Annotated in this window: 14 protein-coding genes; 8 read left to right on the forward strand and 6 right to left on the reverse strand. The window is 70.8% G+C overall.

Annotated elements, in window-relative coordinates:
• The first annotated feature begins 40 nt into the window (after positions 1-40).
• The 7 genes from G537_RS0100870 to G537_RS35780 all read left to right on the forward strand — a co-directional run bounded on the left by G537_RS0100870 (position 41) and on the right by G537_RS35780 (position 7,212).
• Positions 41-1,120, forward strand: coding sequence for an ABC transporter ATP-binding protein (locus tag G537_RS0100870; protein WP_026868507.1), 1,080 nt, complete (start codon positions 41-43; stop codon positions 1,118-1,120).
• An 8-nt stretch (positions 1,121-1,128) separates the two neighbouring features.
• A complete protein-coding gene (locus G537_RS0100875) occupies positions 1,129-2,061 on the forward strand; it encodes a carbohydrate ABC transporter permease (RefSeq protein ID WP_155888444.1) in 933 nt (310 codons plus the stop codon).
• Positions 2,062-2,066: 5 nt separating this feature from the next.
• Positions 2,067-2,918: a carbohydrate ABC transporter permease gene (locus G537_RS0100880; protein ID WP_026868509.1), complete on the forward strand. Its 852-nt coding sequence runs from the start codon at positions 2,067-2,069 to the stop codon at positions 2,916-2,918.
• A gap of 49 nt (positions 2,919-2,967) precedes the next feature.
• The gene (locus G537_RS0100885; RefSeq protein WP_051247610.1) at positions 2,968-4,287 is read left to right on the forward strand and encodes an extracellular solute-binding protein; all 1,320 of its coding nucleotides are present in this window, start codon (positions 2,968-2,970) and stop codon (positions 4,285-4,287) included.
• A 67-nt stretch (positions 4,288-4,354) separates the two neighbouring features.
• Complete coding sequence (arfA, locus tag G537_RS0100890) at positions 4,355-5,875, forward strand: arabinosylfuranosidase ArfA (protein WP_026868511.1); 1,521 nt, start codon at positions 4,355-4,357, stop codon at positions 5,873-5,875.
• 255 nt (positions 5,876-6,130) lie between these two features.
• The gene (gene rpmB / locus G537_RS0100895) at positions 6,131-6,424 is read left to right on the forward strand and encodes a 50S ribosomal protein L28 (protein WP_026868512.1); all 294 of its coding nucleotides are present in this window, start codon (positions 6,131-6,133) and stop codon (positions 6,422-6,424) included.
• Positions 6,425-6,543: 119 nt separating this feature from the next.
• Complete coding sequence (locus G537_RS35780; RefSeq protein ID WP_034850325.1) at positions 6,544-7,212, forward strand: glutathione S-transferase family protein; 669 nt, start codon at positions 6,544-6,546, stop codon at positions 7,210-7,212.
• Between the two features lie 132 nt (positions 7,213-7,344).
• On the opposite strand, the gene G537_RS0100905 is transcribed toward G537_RS35780, so the two are convergent.
• The 3 genes from G537_RS0100905 to G537_RS0100915 form a co-directional block, all read right to left on the reverse strand.
• Positions 7,345-8,133 (reverse strand): carnitinyl-CoA dehydratase, encoded by a 789-nt coding sequence (locus G537_RS0100905; RefSeq protein ID WP_026868513.1) that lies wholly within the window; start codon positions 8,131-8,133, stop codon positions 7,345-7,347.
• Positions 8,123-10,195 (reverse strand): acetate--CoA ligase family protein, encoded by a 2,073-nt coding sequence (locus tag G537_RS0100910; protein ID WP_026868514.1) that lies wholly within the window; start codon positions 10,193-10,195, stop codon positions 8,123-8,125. Before G537_RS0100910 ends, G537_RS0100905 begins: the two co-directional genes overlap by 11 nt.
• A gap of 306 nt (positions 10,196-10,501) precedes the next feature.
• The gene (locus G537_RS0100915) at positions 10,502-11,653 is read right to left on the reverse strand and encodes an acyl-CoA dehydrogenase family protein (protein WP_026868515.1); all 1,152 of its coding nucleotides are present in this window, start codon (positions 11,651-11,653) and stop codon (positions 10,502-10,504) included.
• Positions 11,654-11,741: 88 nt separating this feature from the next.
• Here G537_RS0100915 and G537_RS35785 point away from each other — a divergent pair, with 88 nt between their 5' ends.
• Complete coding sequence (locus tag G537_RS35785) at positions 11,742-12,731, forward strand: GlxA family transcriptional regulator (protein WP_051247612.1); 990 nt, start codon at positions 11,742-11,744, stop codon at positions 12,729-12,731.
• On the opposite strand, the gene G537_RS0100925 is transcribed toward G537_RS35785, so the two are convergent.
• The 3 genes from G537_RS0100925 to G537_RS0100935 form a co-directional block, all read right to left on the reverse strand.
• A complete protein-coding gene (locus tag G537_RS0100925) occupies positions 12,655-13,878 on the reverse strand; it encodes an MFS transporter (protein ID WP_026868516.1) in 1,224 nt (407 codons plus the stop codon). The genes G537_RS35785 and G537_RS0100925 overlap by 77 nt on opposite strands.
• A gap of 4 nt (positions 13,879-13,882) precedes the next feature.
• Positions 13,883-14,368: a MarR family winged helix-turn-helix transcriptional regulator gene (locus G537_RS0100930; RefSeq protein ID WP_155888445.1), complete on the reverse strand. Its 486-nt coding sequence runs from the start codon at positions 14,366-14,368 to the stop codon at positions 13,883-13,885.
• A 61-nt stretch (positions 14,369-14,429) separates the two neighbouring features.
• Positions 14,430-15,404, reverse strand: coding sequence for a nitrilase family protein (locus tag G537_RS0100935; protein WP_034850326.1), 975 nt, complete (start codon positions 15,402-15,404; stop codon positions 14,430-14,432).
• Positions 15,405-15,442 lie beyond the last annotated feature (38 nt).

The following is a 15,442-nucleotide window of genomic DNA, read 5'->3' on the forward strand; positions in this document are numbered from 1 at the left end:
GATCGAATCATATGATAATACCATTGGGGAGGAAATGGGGGTGGCCGACATCGAGATCCGGGATGTCAGCAAGCGCTTCGGGCCGGTCACGGTGTTCGACGGCCTGTCGCTGTCGATCGCGTCCGGCGAGTTCATGGTCTTCCTGGGACCGTCCGGCTGCGGCAAGTCCACCCTGCTGCGCATGATCGCGGGGCTGGAGACGATCGATGGCGGCGAGATCCGCATCGCCGGCACCCGGGTCGACACCCTGCCGCCGGGCGCCCGCCGGGTGGCGATGGTGTTCCAGCACTACGCCCTGTACCCCCACATGACGATCTTCGAGAACATGGCGTTCGGGCTGCGCAACATCGGCCTGAAGCAGCCGGAGATCGAACGGCGCGTCCAGGACGCCGCCCGGACGCTGGAGATCGAGGCGCTATTGCAGCGCAAGCCCGGGCAGCTGTCCGGCGGCCAGCGCCAGCGCGTCGCCATCGGCCGCGCCATCGTCAAGGAGCCGCGGGCCTTCCTGTTCGACGAGCCGCTGTCGAACCTGGACGCGGCCCTGCGCGTCCGCACCCGGGTCGAGCTGGCGCGGCTGCACCGGCGCCTCAGCGCCACCATGATCTTCGTCACCCACGACCAGGTCGAGGCGATGACGCTGGCCGACCGGATCGTGGTGATGAACGAGGGCCGGGTCGAGCAGGTCGGCACGCCGATGGAGATCTACACCCGGCCGGCCACCAAATTCGTCGCCCGCTTCGTCGGCGTGCCGGCGATGACCTTCCTCGACGCCACCGTCGTGGGCGAGCAAGGCGGCGCCGTGCTGCGCCTGCCGGACGGGACCGAGCTGCGCACCCCGGTGCCGGCCGACGGGCTGCCGGCAAACCGGCCGATCACGCTGGGCCTGAGGGCCGAAGCGGTGCGGATCGACGGCCAGGGCGCCCTCCGCGGCACGGTCGAGGTGGTCGAACGGCTGGGCGACCGCACCCATCTGCATGTCCGGCTGCAGGACGGGTCGACCCTGATCGCGGAGGATGCGGGCTCGAGCGGCGTCGCGGTCGAGGACCGGGTGGCGCTGCGCATCGACCCCGCCGCCGTCCACCTGTTCGATGCCGACGGCGTCGGCCGCCACGCCGCCTGAGGGAGGGGATGGTGACCGACGCCGCCACCGCCGCCGGCCGCAGCATCGAACGGGCGCAGCGCGTGAGCGGGGCCCGCATCGGGCCGGACTGGCGCAACGCCGGCTTCGTCCTGCCCTTCCTGATCGTCTATCTGCTGCTGCTGGTCTGGCCGCTGTTCGACGGCATCTGGATCAGCCTGCAGAAGTTCGACATGTTCGACGGCACCGGCGCCTATGCCGGGCTCGTCAACTACAAGCGCCTGTTCGCCGACAAGGTCTTCCTCGGCGCCGTCTGGAACACGGCGCTGTTCGTGCTGATGACGGTGCCGGCCTTCGTCGCCATCGGCCTGGCCCTCGCCCTGGCGTTGAACCGGCCGGGCCGGACCGCCGCCGTCCTGCGCGCCACCTTCTTCGCCACCTCGGTGCTGTCGGTCACCATCGTCACCATCATCTGGAAGATGATGTACCTGCCGGACCGCGGCCTCCTGACCAATGTCCTGGCCGTGTTCGGGCAGGCGCCGATCCCGATCCTGAGCGACCCGGACCTCGCCCTGCCCGGCATCGCCGTCGCCACCGTGTGGTGGGGCATCGGCCTGCCGATGATGCTGTTCCTGGCGGCGCTGCAGCAGATCCCGCGCGAGCTGTACGAGGCCGCGGCGCTGGACAGCGCCGGCCGCTGGCGGTCGTTCCGCCACATCACCCTGCCATCGATCCGGCGGACCACGGTGCTCGTGGCGGTGGTCGAGATCGTCTACCAGTTCCAGCTCTTCGGGCAGTCCTACTTGCTGACCCGCGGCGGGCCGAACAACGCCTCGCGCCCGATCGTGCAGTTCATCTACGAGCAGGGCTTCCGCAACTGGGACCTGGGCTACGCCGCCGCGGCGTCGGAGGTGCTGTTCGGGCTGATGCTGATCGCCGCCATGGCGCAGTATCTGCTGACCCGCCGCCGGGCGGAGGGGTGACGGTCATGGCAGCGACGCAAGCGCAGGGCATGGTCGGACGGGGCCTCGGGGACAGGCTGATCCTCTGGGCCGTCATCCTGCTTGCCATCGTCTGGGTGGTCCCGGTCGCCTGGATCACCGGCCTGTCCTTCAAGCCGAACAGCGAGCTGATGACCGACACCGGCACGCTGTTCCGAGCGCCCTACACGCTGAAGAACTACACCGACATCCTCGCCAATTCCGGCGTGTTCCGCTGGGTGCTGAACAGCGTGATCGTGGCGCTGGGCCAGACGCTCGGCGTGCTGGTGCTGGCGTCGCTGGCCGGCTACGGCTTCGCCCGCGCCCAGTTCCCCGGCCGCGGCCTGGTCTTCGCGCTGGTGCTGATCGGCCTCGCCGTGCCGGAGCAGGCGGTGATCATCGCCCGCTTCCAGATGTTCAACGACCTCAAGATCCACAACTCCTATCTCGGCCTGATCCTGCCGCATCTGTCGGCGCCCTTCGGCGTCTTCCTGATGACGCAGTACTTCAAGGCCATCCCGCGCGAGCTGGACGAGGCGGCGCTGCTGGACAACGCCTCGCGCTTCAAGACCTTCTGGCGCGTGCTGCTGCCGCTGACCGTGCCGGCCCAGGCGACGCTGGGGATCTTCACCTTCCTCAGCTCCTGGAACGACTACCTCTGGCCGCTGATCTCCGCGACCAAGCCGGAGATGTTCACCCTGACCGTCGGCCTGGCCTCGACCCAGACCAACTTCGCCCAGTCCGAGGGGCTGGGCTACCTGATGGCGCAGTCGGTCTTCGCCGGGCTGCCCGTGCTGATCGTCTACCTGTTCTTCCAGAAATACATCGTCGCCGCCGTCGCCGGGGCCGCCGTCCGCTGAGGCGGCGGGCTTCGGCGGAACGGCGGGACCACACGAAGGGAGGAGAGCCATGAGAAGCAGCATTGCCCTGGCCCTGACCGGGCTGATCCTGGCCGCCGCCGCAGGCCCCGCCCCGGCGCAGGACAAGACCGAGATCTCGCTGTCGCGCTTCTTCGGCGCCTGCGAGGCCGACTACGCCAACGTCACCGACGTCTCCCAGGCGCATGGCGAGTGCGGCATCATCACGGCGCTGATCAACAAGTTCAACGCCGAGACCCCTGACGTCCACGTCAAGGTCGACATCGTCGAGTGGCCCGGCTACGACCAGCTCACCGCCCGCCTGCGCTCCGACGACCCGCCGACCATCTCGGTGATGCATGAGGCGGTGATCAGCGACTACGCCTCGCGCGACCTGCTGGAGCCGCTGGACGAGGACTTCAAGGCCGCCGGCATCGACCTCGACGACTTCACCGAGGCGGCCCGGACCGGGGTGACCAAGGACGGCAAGATCTACGCCCTGCCCTTCGACACCCACACTTGGCTCTGGCACATCAACCTGAACCTGTTCAAGCAGGCCGGCCTCGTCGGCGACGACGGCAAGCCGATCCTGCCGAAATCGCCGGAGGAGCTGCTGGCCCAGGCCAAGCAGTTCCGCGAGAAGACCGGCAAGCCCTATTTCGTCCAGGCGACGGTGAACGAGCAGGCGAATTACGCCCGCACCCTCTACACCCTCTTGTACCAGCAGAACTCCGACTTCTTCGCCGATCCGACGCAGATCAAGCTGCAGACCCAGGAGGCCCGCAACGCGGTCGAGCTGTTCAAGGCGATCTACCAGAACGGCGACACCACCAAGGACCAGGACTACGCCGCGGCGACCGCCGGCTTCGCCCAGGGCGACGGCGGCGTCTACATCATGGGCACCTGGCTGATCGACAGCTACAACGAGGAGGCGGCCAAGCCCGGCGGCGCGCTGAGCAACGGCTATGCCGTCGTGCCCTTCCCGCAGCTCTACGGCAATTCCAAGGTCTGGGCCGACGGCCACAGCTGGGTCGTGCCCAAGGCGGGGCTGGACGACGCCAAGCGCAAGGCCGCGGTCAAGCTGCTGAAGTTCCTGTGGGACAACGACTTCGAATGGGCGCGGACCGGCCACCTGCCGGTGCGCAAGTCGGTGGCGACGTCCCAGGCCTTCCTCGACCTGCCGCACCGCAAGGAGATCGTCAGCCTGACCAAGGACGGCACCGCCCTGCCGCAGGCGGTGAAGCGCCAGTTCGGGCTGCAGGAGATCCTGACTGAGGAGTTCAACGCCGCGGCCCAGAACCAGAAGACCGTCGACGAGGCCCTGGCCGACGCCGAAAGCCGCGTCAACGAGCTTCTGGCCAACGCCCGCTGATCCGTTCCCGGCCGCGCCGCCCGGGCGCGGCCGTTTCCGTCCACCACCCGACCGAGACCACCGACCCATGATCTCCGCACGGCTCACCGTCGATCGCGACTTCGTCCTCTCCGACCTCGACCGCCGCGTCTTCGGCGCCTTCGTCGAGCATATGGGCCGCTGCGTCTATGGCGGCATCTTCGAGCCCGGCCACCCGACCGCCGACGCCCGCGGCTTCCGCGGCGACGTGCTGGACCTGACCCGCGAGCTGGGCCCGACCATCATTCGCTATCCCGGCGGCAACTTCCTCTCGGGCTACAACTGGGAGGACGGGGTCGGGCCGGTGGAGCAGCGGCCGGTGCGGCGCGACCTGGCCTGGTTCTCGACCGAGACCAACCGCTTCGGCACCAACGAGTTCATCGACTGGGCCCGCGCTGCGGGGGTCGAGCCGATGCTGGGCGTCAATCTCGGCACCCGCGGGCCGGACGAGGCGCGCCGCTTCCTCGAATACTGCAACCACGCGGGCGGCTCGGCCCTGTCCGACCTGCGCCGGTCGCACGGCCACGAGGCGCCGCACGACGTGAAGTTCTGGTGCCTGGGCAACGAGATGGACGGGCCCTGGCAGATCGGCGCCAAGACCGCCGCGGAATACGGCCGCGCGGCGCTGGAGACGGCCAAGGTGATGCGCTGGGTCGACCCGACCATCCAGCTGGCCGCCTGCGGTTCGTCCCACCGCAACATGGCGACCTACGGCGCCTGGGAATACGAGGTGCTGGACCACTGCTACGACCAGGTCGACTTCATCTCGCTGCACACCTACTTCAACAACAACGCCGATTCCGCGCCGGAATATTTCGGCGTGATCGAGCTGATGGACGCCTTCATCAAGGAGGTGGCGGCGATCTGCGACGCGGTCGGGGCCAAGCGCCGGTCGCGCAAGAAGATCATGCTGTCCTTCGACGAGTGGAACGTCTGGTACAAGACCCACAAGATCGAGCACATGCGCAAGCCGGGCTGGCCCGAGGCGCCGCCGCTGATCGAGGAGATCTACAACGCCGAGGACGCGCTGATCGTTGGCGGCGCCCTGATCGCGCTGATGAACAACGCCGACCGGGTGAAGGCCGCCTGCATCGCCCAGCTGGTCAACGTCATCGGCCCGATCATGACCGAGACCGGCGGCGCGGCCTGGCGCCAGACCATCTTCCACCCCTTCGCCCTCGCCTCGCGCCACGGCCACGGCCGGGTGCTGCAGGCCAAGGTGGAATCGCCCGGCTACGACGCGGTGTCCTGGCCGGAGATCCCCTATCTCTACGCCACCGTGGTCGACAACCCGGCCGACGGCACCACCGCGGTCTTCGCGCTCAACCGCAGCCTGTCCGACCCGATGGACCTCGACGTCACGCTGCGCGGCCTGGGCGCCGACCGGCGGCTGGTGGAGGCGACCGAGATCCATCACGCCAACCTGAAGGCGGTCAACACCAAGGAGGCGCCGAACACCGTGGCGCCGAAGGCCAATCCCGACGTCACGGTCGACGGCGAGCGGCTGCGGGCGAAGCTGAAGCCCGCCTCCTGGAACGTGATCGTGACCCGGAGCGCGCCGCGGGCGTAGTTGACGCAAGACCCTGCGTTGGCTTTCCAGCCCTCACCGTCATTGCGAGGAGGCGAAGCCGACGAAGCAATCCAGGGGCCGGTGCGAGCCGCCCTGGATTGCTTCGCTGCGCTCGCAATGACGGTTTGGGATAAGGCGTTTAACGGAAGAGCCGACTCTCGGCTTGACGCCGGGCGTCCGGCCCCTTATACGAACGCCCTCGACCCGGCAGCGATGCCGGGCAATTCTTTTTGACCGTGCTTCGAGGATAGACCCATGGCGCGACGCTGCCAGGTGACCGGCAAGGGCGTGATGAGCGGCAACAATGTCAGCCACGCCAAGAACAGGACCCGCCGGCGGTTCCTGCCGAACCTGCAGACCACTTCGCTGGTCTCGGAGGTGCTCGGCGTGTCGGTACGCCTGCGCCTGACCACCAACGGCATCCGCACCATCGAGCATCGCGGCGGCCTCGACGGCTATCTGGCCAGCGTGCCGGATTCGGCCCTGGATGCCGAGCTGCGCGGCCTGAAGCACCGCATCCTCAAGGCCCAGGCCGCCCAGGCCGCCTGATCGGTTTCAGCACGGTTCACGACTGCGCCCGCGGCCCCGCCGCGGGCGTTTCGTTTGTCCGGTTGCCGGCCATGCAGGTGTTCGCGTAACGTTCTCCGATCGAATCGGGAGGCGGCGCGATGGCATTGACGCTCTATTCCGGGCCGCTGAGCCTGTTCTCGCGCAAGGTCGAGATCGCCCTGGCCGAGAAGGGCCTGGCCCATGAGCGGGTGATGGTGCCCTTCACCCAGACCGAAGGCTACCGCCCGAAGCATCCGGCGGTGCTGGCCGCCAACCCCAAGGGCCAGGTGCCGGTGCTGGTCGACGGCGACCTCACCCTGTTCGATTCGACCGTGATCCTCGAATATCTCGAGGACGCCTATCCGGCCCCGCCGCTGTATCCGCGAGACACCGCCGGCCGTGCCCGCTGCCGCCTGGCCGAGCTGGAGGCCGACGAGATCGTGATGCCGGACGTCCGGCCGCTGATGCATCGCAGCGAGCCGCCCGCCCCGACCCGGCGCGATGAGGAGGCCGACGCCCGCCAGGCCGAGGAGGCGCTGCGCGGCCATTGGCGCCGGCTGGATGACCGCCTCGCCGGCCGCGAATTCTTCTTCGACGCGCTCACCGTCGCCGACATCGCGATGTTCATGACCGTGCTGTTCGCCCAGCGGCTGCACGGTCCGCGGCTGGACGGTTTCCCGGCCCTGGCCGCCTGGAATGAGCGTCTCTCCACCCGCCCGGCCTTCGCCAAGGTCCTGGCCGAAGTGGCGGCCGCCGACCGCGAGCTGTCGCCGCATTTGTTTGGGTGACGCCCCATCCTCACATCCATCGTCATCCCGTGCGCGCTGCGGCGCGAAGTGCCGCGGCGCAGACACGGGATCTCTCTCCGACTCCGACGAGATCCCCGCTTTCGCGGGGATGACGACCAAGGGAAGGGTGCGTTACCGCCCCTTCCACACCGGCTTGCGCTTCTCGGCGAAGGCGCGGGCGCCTTCCAGCTGGTCCTCGCTGTCGTAGAGCGTCGCCACGGTGGGGAAGCCGCGGCGCATCACCCGGGCCAGCGCCGTCTGCACCGGCATCGCCTCGCTCTCCCGCGCCACCTCTTTGATCGCGGCGAAGACCAGAGGCGGGCCGTCGGCCAGGCGCCGGGCCAGGGCGCGGGCACGGTCCATCAGCTGCGCCGCCGGCACCACCTGGTTGACCAAGCCCCAGCGCACCGCCTCTTCCGCCTCCATCCAGCGGCCGGTGTAGAGCAGCTCCATCGCCACGTGATAGGGGATGCGGCGCGGCAGCTTGATCGTCGCGGCATCGGCCAGGGTGCCGGCGTTGATCTCGGGCAGCGAGAACTGGGCGTGATCGGCGGCCAGGATCAGGTCGGCGGACAGCGCCAGCTCGAATCCGCCGCCGACCGCCATGCCGTTGACCGCCGCGATTACCGGCTTGTTCAGGCCCGGCAGCTCCTGCAGCCCGCCGAAGCCGCCGATGCCGTAATCCTCGTCCGGCCGGATGCCGCCCGCCGCCACCGCCTTCAGGTCCCAGCCGGCGGAGAAGAACCGGTCGCCGCCGCCGGTGACGATGGCGACGCGCAGGGCCGGATCGTCGCGAAAGCCGGCGAAGACCTCGCCCATGCGGCGGCTGGTGGCGGCGTCGATCGCATTCGCCTTCGGCCGGTCCAGCACCACCTCGAGCACGGCGCCGTCGCGCGTCACGCGCAGGGCATCATCGGTCATCGGCTTCCTCCACCAGTCGCAGCAGGACATCGGCGGCCACGGCGCCGCGCGGCGTCACCATCAGCGGGTTGACATCGAGCTCGACGAGACGGTCGGCACAGGCCAGGGCGAAATCCTGGACCGCCAGCACAGCCTCGACCGCGGCGTCGAGATCGCCCGGTGGCCGGCCGCGATGGCCGTCGAGCAGCCGGGCGACCTTGAGCGAGCGGATCGCCGCCGCGACCTCCGCCCGTCCGGTCGGCAGCATCAGGATCCGCCGGTCGCCGACCAGCTCGACCAGGGTGCCGCCGGAGCCGAGCACGAGATGCAGCCCCAGCAGCGGGTCGCGGCCGATGCCGACGATCAGCTCAGCCACCGTGTCGCCGACCATGCGCTCGACCAGCAGCGCCTCGCCGAACCCGGCCAGCGCCCCGGCGGCCTCGCGCGCCGCCGCGGCATCGGCCAGGTTCAGGCGCACGGCGCCGAGTTCGGTCTTGTGCGCGAGACCGGCGCCGGTGGCCTTGAGCACGACCGGGAGGCCGATCGCCTCAGCCGCCGCCACCGCGTCTTCCGGCGACCGGACCAGCCGCCCCTCCGGCACCAGCACGCCCTGCGCGGCGAGGCGGCGCTTGCCCTCCCATTCCGACAGGGTGCGGACCGGGCCCGGCGCCAGCGGCACTGGCTCCGCCGGCAGCGGTGCGTCGGCCTCGCCCAGGATGTCGCCCGCCTCCGCCGCCGCGGCGACCGCGGCCAGCGCGTCCTCAATGCCGAGCAGCGGCGCGACACCGGTAGCGATCAGCGCCTCGGCCCGGTCCTCCGGCAGCCCCTCGGGCAGGGAGGCGATCACCGCTGCCTTGCGGCCGGTGCGCTGCGATGCCGCCACCAGCGCCTCCAGCGACGGCACCCATTCGGCGTCGCTACAGCGGTCGCCGCGCGGCAGGTCGAGCACCAGCAGCATGAGATCGAACCCCGCCGCCATCATTGCCGAGAAGGTCTCGGTCATGGCCGGGGCGTCCGCCCAGATGAAGGTGTGATAGTCGAAGGGGTTGGAGACGGTGACGAGCTCCGGCACCGTCGCCGCCACCCGCGCCGCCTGCTCCCGGTCCAGCGGCCGGAAGCGCAGCCCGGTGCCGAGCGCGGCATCGGCGATCAGCGCCGCCTCCCCGCCCGAGCAGCTCATCGAGGCGATGTCGCGGCCGGGCAGCGGGCCGGCGACATGCAGCAGCTTCAGCGCCTCCAGCAGCGCCGGCAGCGAGGCGACGCGGACCACGCCGATGCGGCGCAGGAAGGCGTCGGTCACGGCATCGGCCCCGGCCAGGGAGGCGGTGTGGCTGAGGGTCAGCCGCGCCCCTTCCGCCGACCGGCCGGTCTTCAGCGCCAGGATGGGTACGCCCTGCCGCCGCGCCCGCGCCGCGGCCCGGGCCAGGCCGGCCGGGTCGCCCAGGCCCTCGATATGCAGGCCGATGGCGGTGACGCGCGGATCGTCGAGGAAGGCCTCGATCACCTCCGCCGGCCCGGCCGCCGCCTGGTTGCCCAGAGTCGCGACATAGGCGATCGGCAGGCCGCGCCGCTGCATGGTCAGGTTGATGGCGATGTTGCTGGACTGGGTGACCAGCGCCACGCCGCGCTCCACCCGCTGCCCGCCATGCTGGTCGGGCCACAGCAGGACGCCGTCGAGATAGTTGATCACGCCGTAGCAGTTGGGGCCGAGCACCGGCATGGCCCCGGCCGCCTCGACCAGCCGGGCCTGGAGATCGGCGCCCTCCGCCCCGGTCTCGGCGAAGCCGGAGGCGTAGCAGACTGCCCCGCCGGCCCGGCGCTCGGCCAGGGCGGTCGTGACCTCGATCGCGGCGTGCCGGTTGATGCCGAGGAAGACGGCGTCCGGCGCGGCCGGCAGCTCGGCGACACTGCGGAAGGCGGGCAGGCCCTCGACCGTGTCGTGCTGCGGATGCACCGGCCAGATCTCGCCGGCGAAGCCCATGCGCCGGCACTGCCGGATCACCTCCACCATGCGCCGGCCAATCACCGCGATCGAACGGGGGCGGAGAAGGCGCGAGAGGTCGAAGCGTCGAGGTTGGGTCATGCCCGCGCCTCCCAGACCGCAAGGCTGTGAGGCCTACCCGTTCCACCATCGCAAAATTGAGTCCCCCCTCCCCTCGCGGGAGGGGGATAGGGGGAGGGGGTTCCCTCAGCAAGAAGAGGCCCGACCTGATGGCCGACCGCCACGTCCAGTTCCTGCGCCGGAACCTGACGGAGGCCGATTAACGCGGTTTGAGCTGGCGGCCAAAACCCCCTCCCCCTACCCCCCTCCCGCGAGAGGAGGGGGGACTCGGTTGGTTTGGAGCCCTTAAAGGCTCCTGCCGTGACAGTGCGGATCAACGCCATACCCTCACGCCCCCAGCGGCCGCAGCAGGTCGCGGGCGATGATGTGGCGCTGGATCTCGCTGGTGCCGTCCCAGATCCGCTCGACCCGCGCGTCGCGCCAGAAGCGCTCGATCGGGAGGTCGTCCATCAATCCCATGCCGCCATGGATCTGCAGCGCCGAATCGGTGACCCGGCCCAGCATCTCCGAGGCATAGAGTTTCGCCTGGCTGATCGCGCGGTTGGCGTCCTGCCCCTGGTCGAGCTGCCAGGCGGCGGCCAGCGTCAGCCAGTCGGCCGCGTCGATCTCGGTGATCATGTCGGCCAGCTTGAAGCCGGTGCCCTGGAACCGGCCGATCGGCTGGCCGAACTGCTTCCTCTGCGCGGCATAGGCGAGGGCCAGGTCGAAGGCACGGCGGGCGCGGCCGACGCACATCGCCGCCACGGTCAGACGGGTGGCGTGCAGCCAGGTGTTGGCCAGCTCGAAGCCCCGCCCCTCCTCCCCCAGCATCTGTGCGGCCGGCAGCCGGCAGTCGTCGAAGGTCAGCGTCGCGTTGTGGTAGCCGCGGTGCGAGACCGAGTTGTAGCCGGGCCGGATCTCGAAGCCTGGGGTGCCGCGATCGACCAGGAAGCAGGAGATGCGCCTGCGCCCGGCCTCGTCCTCGCCCGTCGCCGCGAACAGGATGACGAAATCGGCCACATCGGCGTGGCTGATGAAGTGCTTGGTGCCGTTGATCACCCAGTCGCCGCCGGCGCGCCGGGCGCTGCAGCTCATGCCCCTGAGGTCGGAGCCGGCATCGGGCTCGGTCATCGCCAGGGCGTCGATCGCTTCGCCGCGGACACAAGGCAGCAGGTACCGCTCGCGCTGCTCCGCCGTCCCGGCGCAGAGAATGTTGGAGGGCCGGCCCCAGAACACCGTCAGCGCCATGGAGGCGCGGCCGAGCTCGCGCTCCAGCAGGGTGAAGGTCAGGTGGTCGAGGCCGCCGCCGCCATACTCCTCCGGGATGTTGGGGGCATAGAAGCCGAGGTCGCGCACCTTGCGCTGGATCTCGCGGCCGAGCTCCCGCGGCACCCGGCCGGTGCGCTCCACCTCGCGCTCCAGCGGCTGCAGCTCGTGCTCGACGAAGCCGCGCACCGTGTCGACGACCAGCTGCTGCTCGTGGCTGAGCCCGAAATCCATCGCCGCCTCCCTGGCTTTCCCGAAGGCTATTGCGGCGCCGGGCGGACGGGCGATACCGTTTCGGATCCAGTCGATACGGAATCGGACCATGGCCGAACCCCGGCGGATCGACATCCTGGTGCTGGACGCCTTCTCCAACCTGACCCTGGCGGCGCTTGTCGAGCCGCTGCGCGCCGCCAACCGGATGGCGGGGCGGCGGCTGTTCGAGTGGTCGGTGCTGAGCGAGACCGGCGGCCCGGTTACCAGCAGCAGCGGGCTGCGGCTCGACGCCGACGCGGCGATGGCGGCCGGCGGCGCCGACGCGCTGTTCGTCGTCGCCAGCTACGAGGCCGAGGTGCGGGCCACGCCCGGGGTGCGCCGTTTCCTGCGGGCGGCGGCCCGGCGCGGCGCGGTGATCGCCGGGCTGGAATCGGCGCCCTATGTCCTGGCCCTGGCCGGGGTGCTGGACGGCCACCGCGCCACCACGCATTGGGAGGATCTGCGCGACTTTGCCGAGCGCTTCCCGGCGGTGACCGCCGTGCCGGACCGCTTCGTCGTCGACCGCCGCCGCATCACCGCCGGCGGGGCGCTGCCGACGCTGGACCTGGTGCTGGAGCTGCTGCGGCGGGAGCACGGGCTGAGCCTGGCCCTCGCCGTCTCCAGCACCTTCCTCTACGAGGGCGCCCATCCGGGCCATGATCCGCAGCACATGGTCGCCGCCGGCCGCCTGGCCTGGCAGGACCCGCTGCTGGTGCGGGCGATCCGGCTGATGGAGGCGAATATCGAGGCGCCGCTGCCGGTCGAGGCGATCGCCGCCGAGCTCGGCATCGGCCCGCGCGCTCTGCTGCAGCGCTTCCGGGCGACGCTCGGCACCGGCCCCAAGGCGTATTACGCCGAGCTGCGCCTGGCCCTGGCCCGGCGCCTGCTGGAAAACACTGACCGTCCGGTCAATGATATTGCCGCCGATTGCGGCTTCGCCTCCGGCTCCGCCCTCGCGCGCGCCTTCCGCAACCGCTACGGGATCAATCCGGCCGTGTCGCGGCGGCAGGGGACGGCACCGCGGCGTCCGGATCCTGCACTGCCCGCAGGTCGCGGATGAAGAGGCAGCCGAGCCCGGCAAGGATGCAGGCGGCGGCGCTGAGCCCGATCACCGCCGCCGGCGGCAGCACGGTCAGCATCGCCCCGCCGGCCCCGACCCCGAGCGGCGAGACCGTCAGCAGGATGGTGCGCCGGGCGGCGAAGGCGCCGGCCAGGCGGCGCGCCGGCACCCGCCGCTGGATCACCGAGGCCTCGAGCGCCATGTAGGGCCCCCAGGCGATGCCGCCGAGCAGCATGATCGCGATCGCCGCCGGCAGGCTGTCGACCAGCATCAGCGGCGCGATGACGAGGCCGAAGGCGACGACGGTGAGCGCGTTCATCAGCCCGGGCCCGCGGCGGGACAACGGCTTCACCAGCAGCAGCCCGGCCAGGGCGCCGACGCCGAAGGCGGTCCACAGCGCGCCGAAACCGGCGGCGCCGGTGTGCAGCCGGTCGCGCGCGAAGGCGGCCAGCGCCGGCTCCAGCGGACCGTAGGCGACGTAGTAGACGATGCCGAGAAACAGCAGCGCCCGCAGCGCCGGGTCGGTCAGCAACGGACGGAACCCCAGCCAGCCGCCGGCGTCGTCCGGCTCCACCGCCTCCACAGTCTCCGTTGCCGGCAGCCCGGCCGCGAGCAGCCCGGCGGCGAGCAGAAGCGCGACCGGTACAGCCACCGCAATCGCCCCACCCATCGCCGCGGCCAACACGCCGCCCAGCGCCGGCCCGAAGATGTAGGGCAGCTGGTCTCCGACCGACAGCAGGCCGTTGGCGCCGGCCAGGCCGCGGCCACCCGCCAGAGTCGGCAGCAGCGCCCGCGATCCGGCATAGGTGAAGGGCGACAGCGCCCCCGCCGCGGCGACGGCGAGGAAGATGACGGTCAGGTCCAGACCGCCTGCCAGCTGCAGCAACGGCACCGCCGACAGGCACAGGGCGCGGGCGAGATTATCCATCAGCATCAGCCGAGAGGCACCGAACCGGTCGAGCAGCCAGCCGGCCAGCGGCCCGGCCACGACCGCCGGGATCTGATGCACCAGCACCACCATCGCGGCCATCGCCGGCGCGCCCGATTCCTCCAGCACGAACCACAGCAGCGCGATCAGCATGAACTGGTCCGCCGTCGTCGCCAGCAGCAGCACCGCCGTCAGCCGGGTCACGCCGGAGATCGCCATGGCGTCACTCCGGCGGCGCGGTGCGGTCGATGGGGCAGTCGTGACCGCAGGCCGGCCAGTCGCACCATCGGCAGCCGCGGTCGGCCTCCGCCCGGCTGCGGCGCGGCGCGGCGAGCATCGCGTCCATCAGCCGCGCGAGATGATCGCGATCCTCAGGGGCGAGCGGGGCCATCAGGCCATCGAGGGCGCGGCGCCGGGCATAGAGCAGGCGTCGCACCGCGGCGTCACCCGCCGGGGTAAGGGCGAGCTCGACTTCCCGACCGGAGCGGGAGCGGAGCAGCAGCCCCTCCCGCTCTAGCCGGTCGGCCAGCCGCACCGCGCCGGAATGCGTCAGCGCCAGCCGCTGCCGCAGCCAGTCGAGGCTGCGCCCGGGATTGTGGGCGACCAGCACCAGCGCTTCGCAGGCGCGCTCATCGAGACCCAAGGCGGTCCGCGCCCCCGCCACCGCATCCGTCACGGCCAGCCCGAACGCGCCGAGGAGATTCGCCACGTATGATTCGCTCATATGAGCGGAACACAGATCGGCGAGATCCGGTTCCGCCCGGCCGGCCTCAGCGCGTAACCACCGGATCCGGCGAGAAGCGGGCTTGGCGGGGGTCGAGCTCGTGGCCCTGCCGCTCGGTCAGCAATCCGTACAGCTCCGGCCGCCTTCCGCGGATCCAGCGCCGGCCGGTCGAGAGCGGCAGCAGGTCGAGGTCGAGATCGGCGACGACCATGGCGTCGTCGGCGACGCCGGTCTCGGCCAGGATGCGGCCATAGGGGTCCAGCACCATGGCGTTGCCGGTGCGCACCTCGCCGTCGTCTTCGCCGACGCCGTTGCTGAACAGCAGGAACAGACCGTTGTCATGCGCCCGCGCCGGCAACCAGCGCATCAGCCAGCCGCGGCCCTTCGGCCCGGCGAACTCCGCCTCGATCGCCGCCGGGTCCGCATGCCGCCGGTGCCACAGCGCCGGGTCGATCAGCCCCATCGCATGCGGGCTGCGCGAGGCGCAGCCGCCGGTCTGGTGCGGCGCCAGCAGGATCTCGGCACCCAGCAGGGCCGTGGCCCGGGCATTCTCCACCAGGTTGTTGTCCCAGCAGATCAGCACGCCCAGCCGTACGCCCCAGGGCGTATCGAACACGGTGTAGCGGTTGCCGCTGGCGATATGGTCGCTCTCGAAGGCATGCAGCTTGCGGTGGCAATGCACCGACCCGTCCGGCAGGCAGACAGCGTAGGAATTGTAGAAGCGGTCGTCGCCGCCGGCCTCGATCAGCCCGGCACCAATCGCCATACCATGCTGCATCGCCAGTTCGCGCACCGCCTGCACCGACGGTCCGTCCGGCACCGGCTCGGCCAGAGCGGCGATGGCGTCTCGGCCGAGATTGCGGACGTGCCAGTAGCCGGTGATGCACATCTCCGGGAAGGCCAGGATCTTGACGCCTTCCGCCGCCGCGGCCGCGGTGAAGTGACGGATGCGGGAGAGGTTGTGGGGCTTGTCGTCGGCCTGGTGGCGGAACTGGACGGTGGCGGCGCGCAGCAGGGTCATCACGGCCTCGCAGGATGTCGATGCCCGCGACTCTAGCT

It is taken from the genome of Inquilinus limosus DSM 16000 (assembly GCF_000423185.1).
In the GTDB taxonomy this organism is placed as follows: Bacteria; Pseudomonadota; Alphaproteobacteria; order DSM-16000; family Inquilinaceae; genus Inquilinus; species Inquilinus limosus.

Coding starts and splice junctions, on each gene's coding strand:
- G537_RS0100905 (WP_026868513.1), bottom strand. CDS start 8,133: ATGACCGATGATGCCCTGCGCGTGACGCGCGACGGCGCCGTGCTCGAG.
- G537_RS0100885 (WP_051247610.1), top strand. CDS start 2,968: ATGAGAAGCAGCATTGCCCTGGCCCTGACCGGGCTGATCCTGGCCGCC.
- G537_RS0100925 (WP_026868516.1), bottom strand. CDS start 13,878: ATGGCGATCTCCGGCGTGACCCGGCTGACGGCGGTGCTGCTGCTGGCG.
- G537_RS0100915 (WP_026868515.1), bottom strand. CDS start 11,653: ATGGATTTCGGGCTCAGCCACGAGCAGCAGCTGGTCGTCGACACGGTG.
- G537_RS0100910 (WP_026868514.1), bottom strand. CDS start 10,195: ATGACCCAACCTCGACGCTTCGACCTCTCGCGCCTTCTCCGCCCCCGT.
- rpmB (WP_026868512.1), top strand. CDS start 6,131: ATGGCGCGACGCTGCCAGGTGACCGGCAAGGGCGTGATGAGCGGCAAC.
- G537_RS0100875 (WP_155888444.1), top strand. CDS start 1,129: ATGGTGACCGACGCCGCCACCGCCGCCGGCCGCAGCATCGAACGGGCG.
- G537_RS35785 (WP_051247612.1), top strand. CDS start 11,742: ATGGCCGAACCCCGGCGGATCGACATCCTGGTGCTGGACGCCTTCTCC.
- arfA (WP_026868511.1), top strand. CDS start 4,355: ATGATCTCCGCACGGCTCACCGTCGATCGCGACTTCGTCCTCTCCGAC.
- G537_RS35780 (WP_034850325.1), top strand. CDS start 6,544: ATGGCATTGACGCTCTATTCCGGGCCGCTGAGCCTGTTCTCGCGCAAG.
- G537_RS0100880 (WP_026868509.1), top strand. CDS start 2,067: ATGGCAGCGACGCAAGCGCAGGGCATGGTCGGACGGGGCCTCGGGGAC.
- G537_RS0100935 (WP_034850326.1), bottom strand. CDS start 15,404: ATGACCCTGCTGCGCGCCGCCACCGTCCAGTTCCGCCACCAGGCCGAC.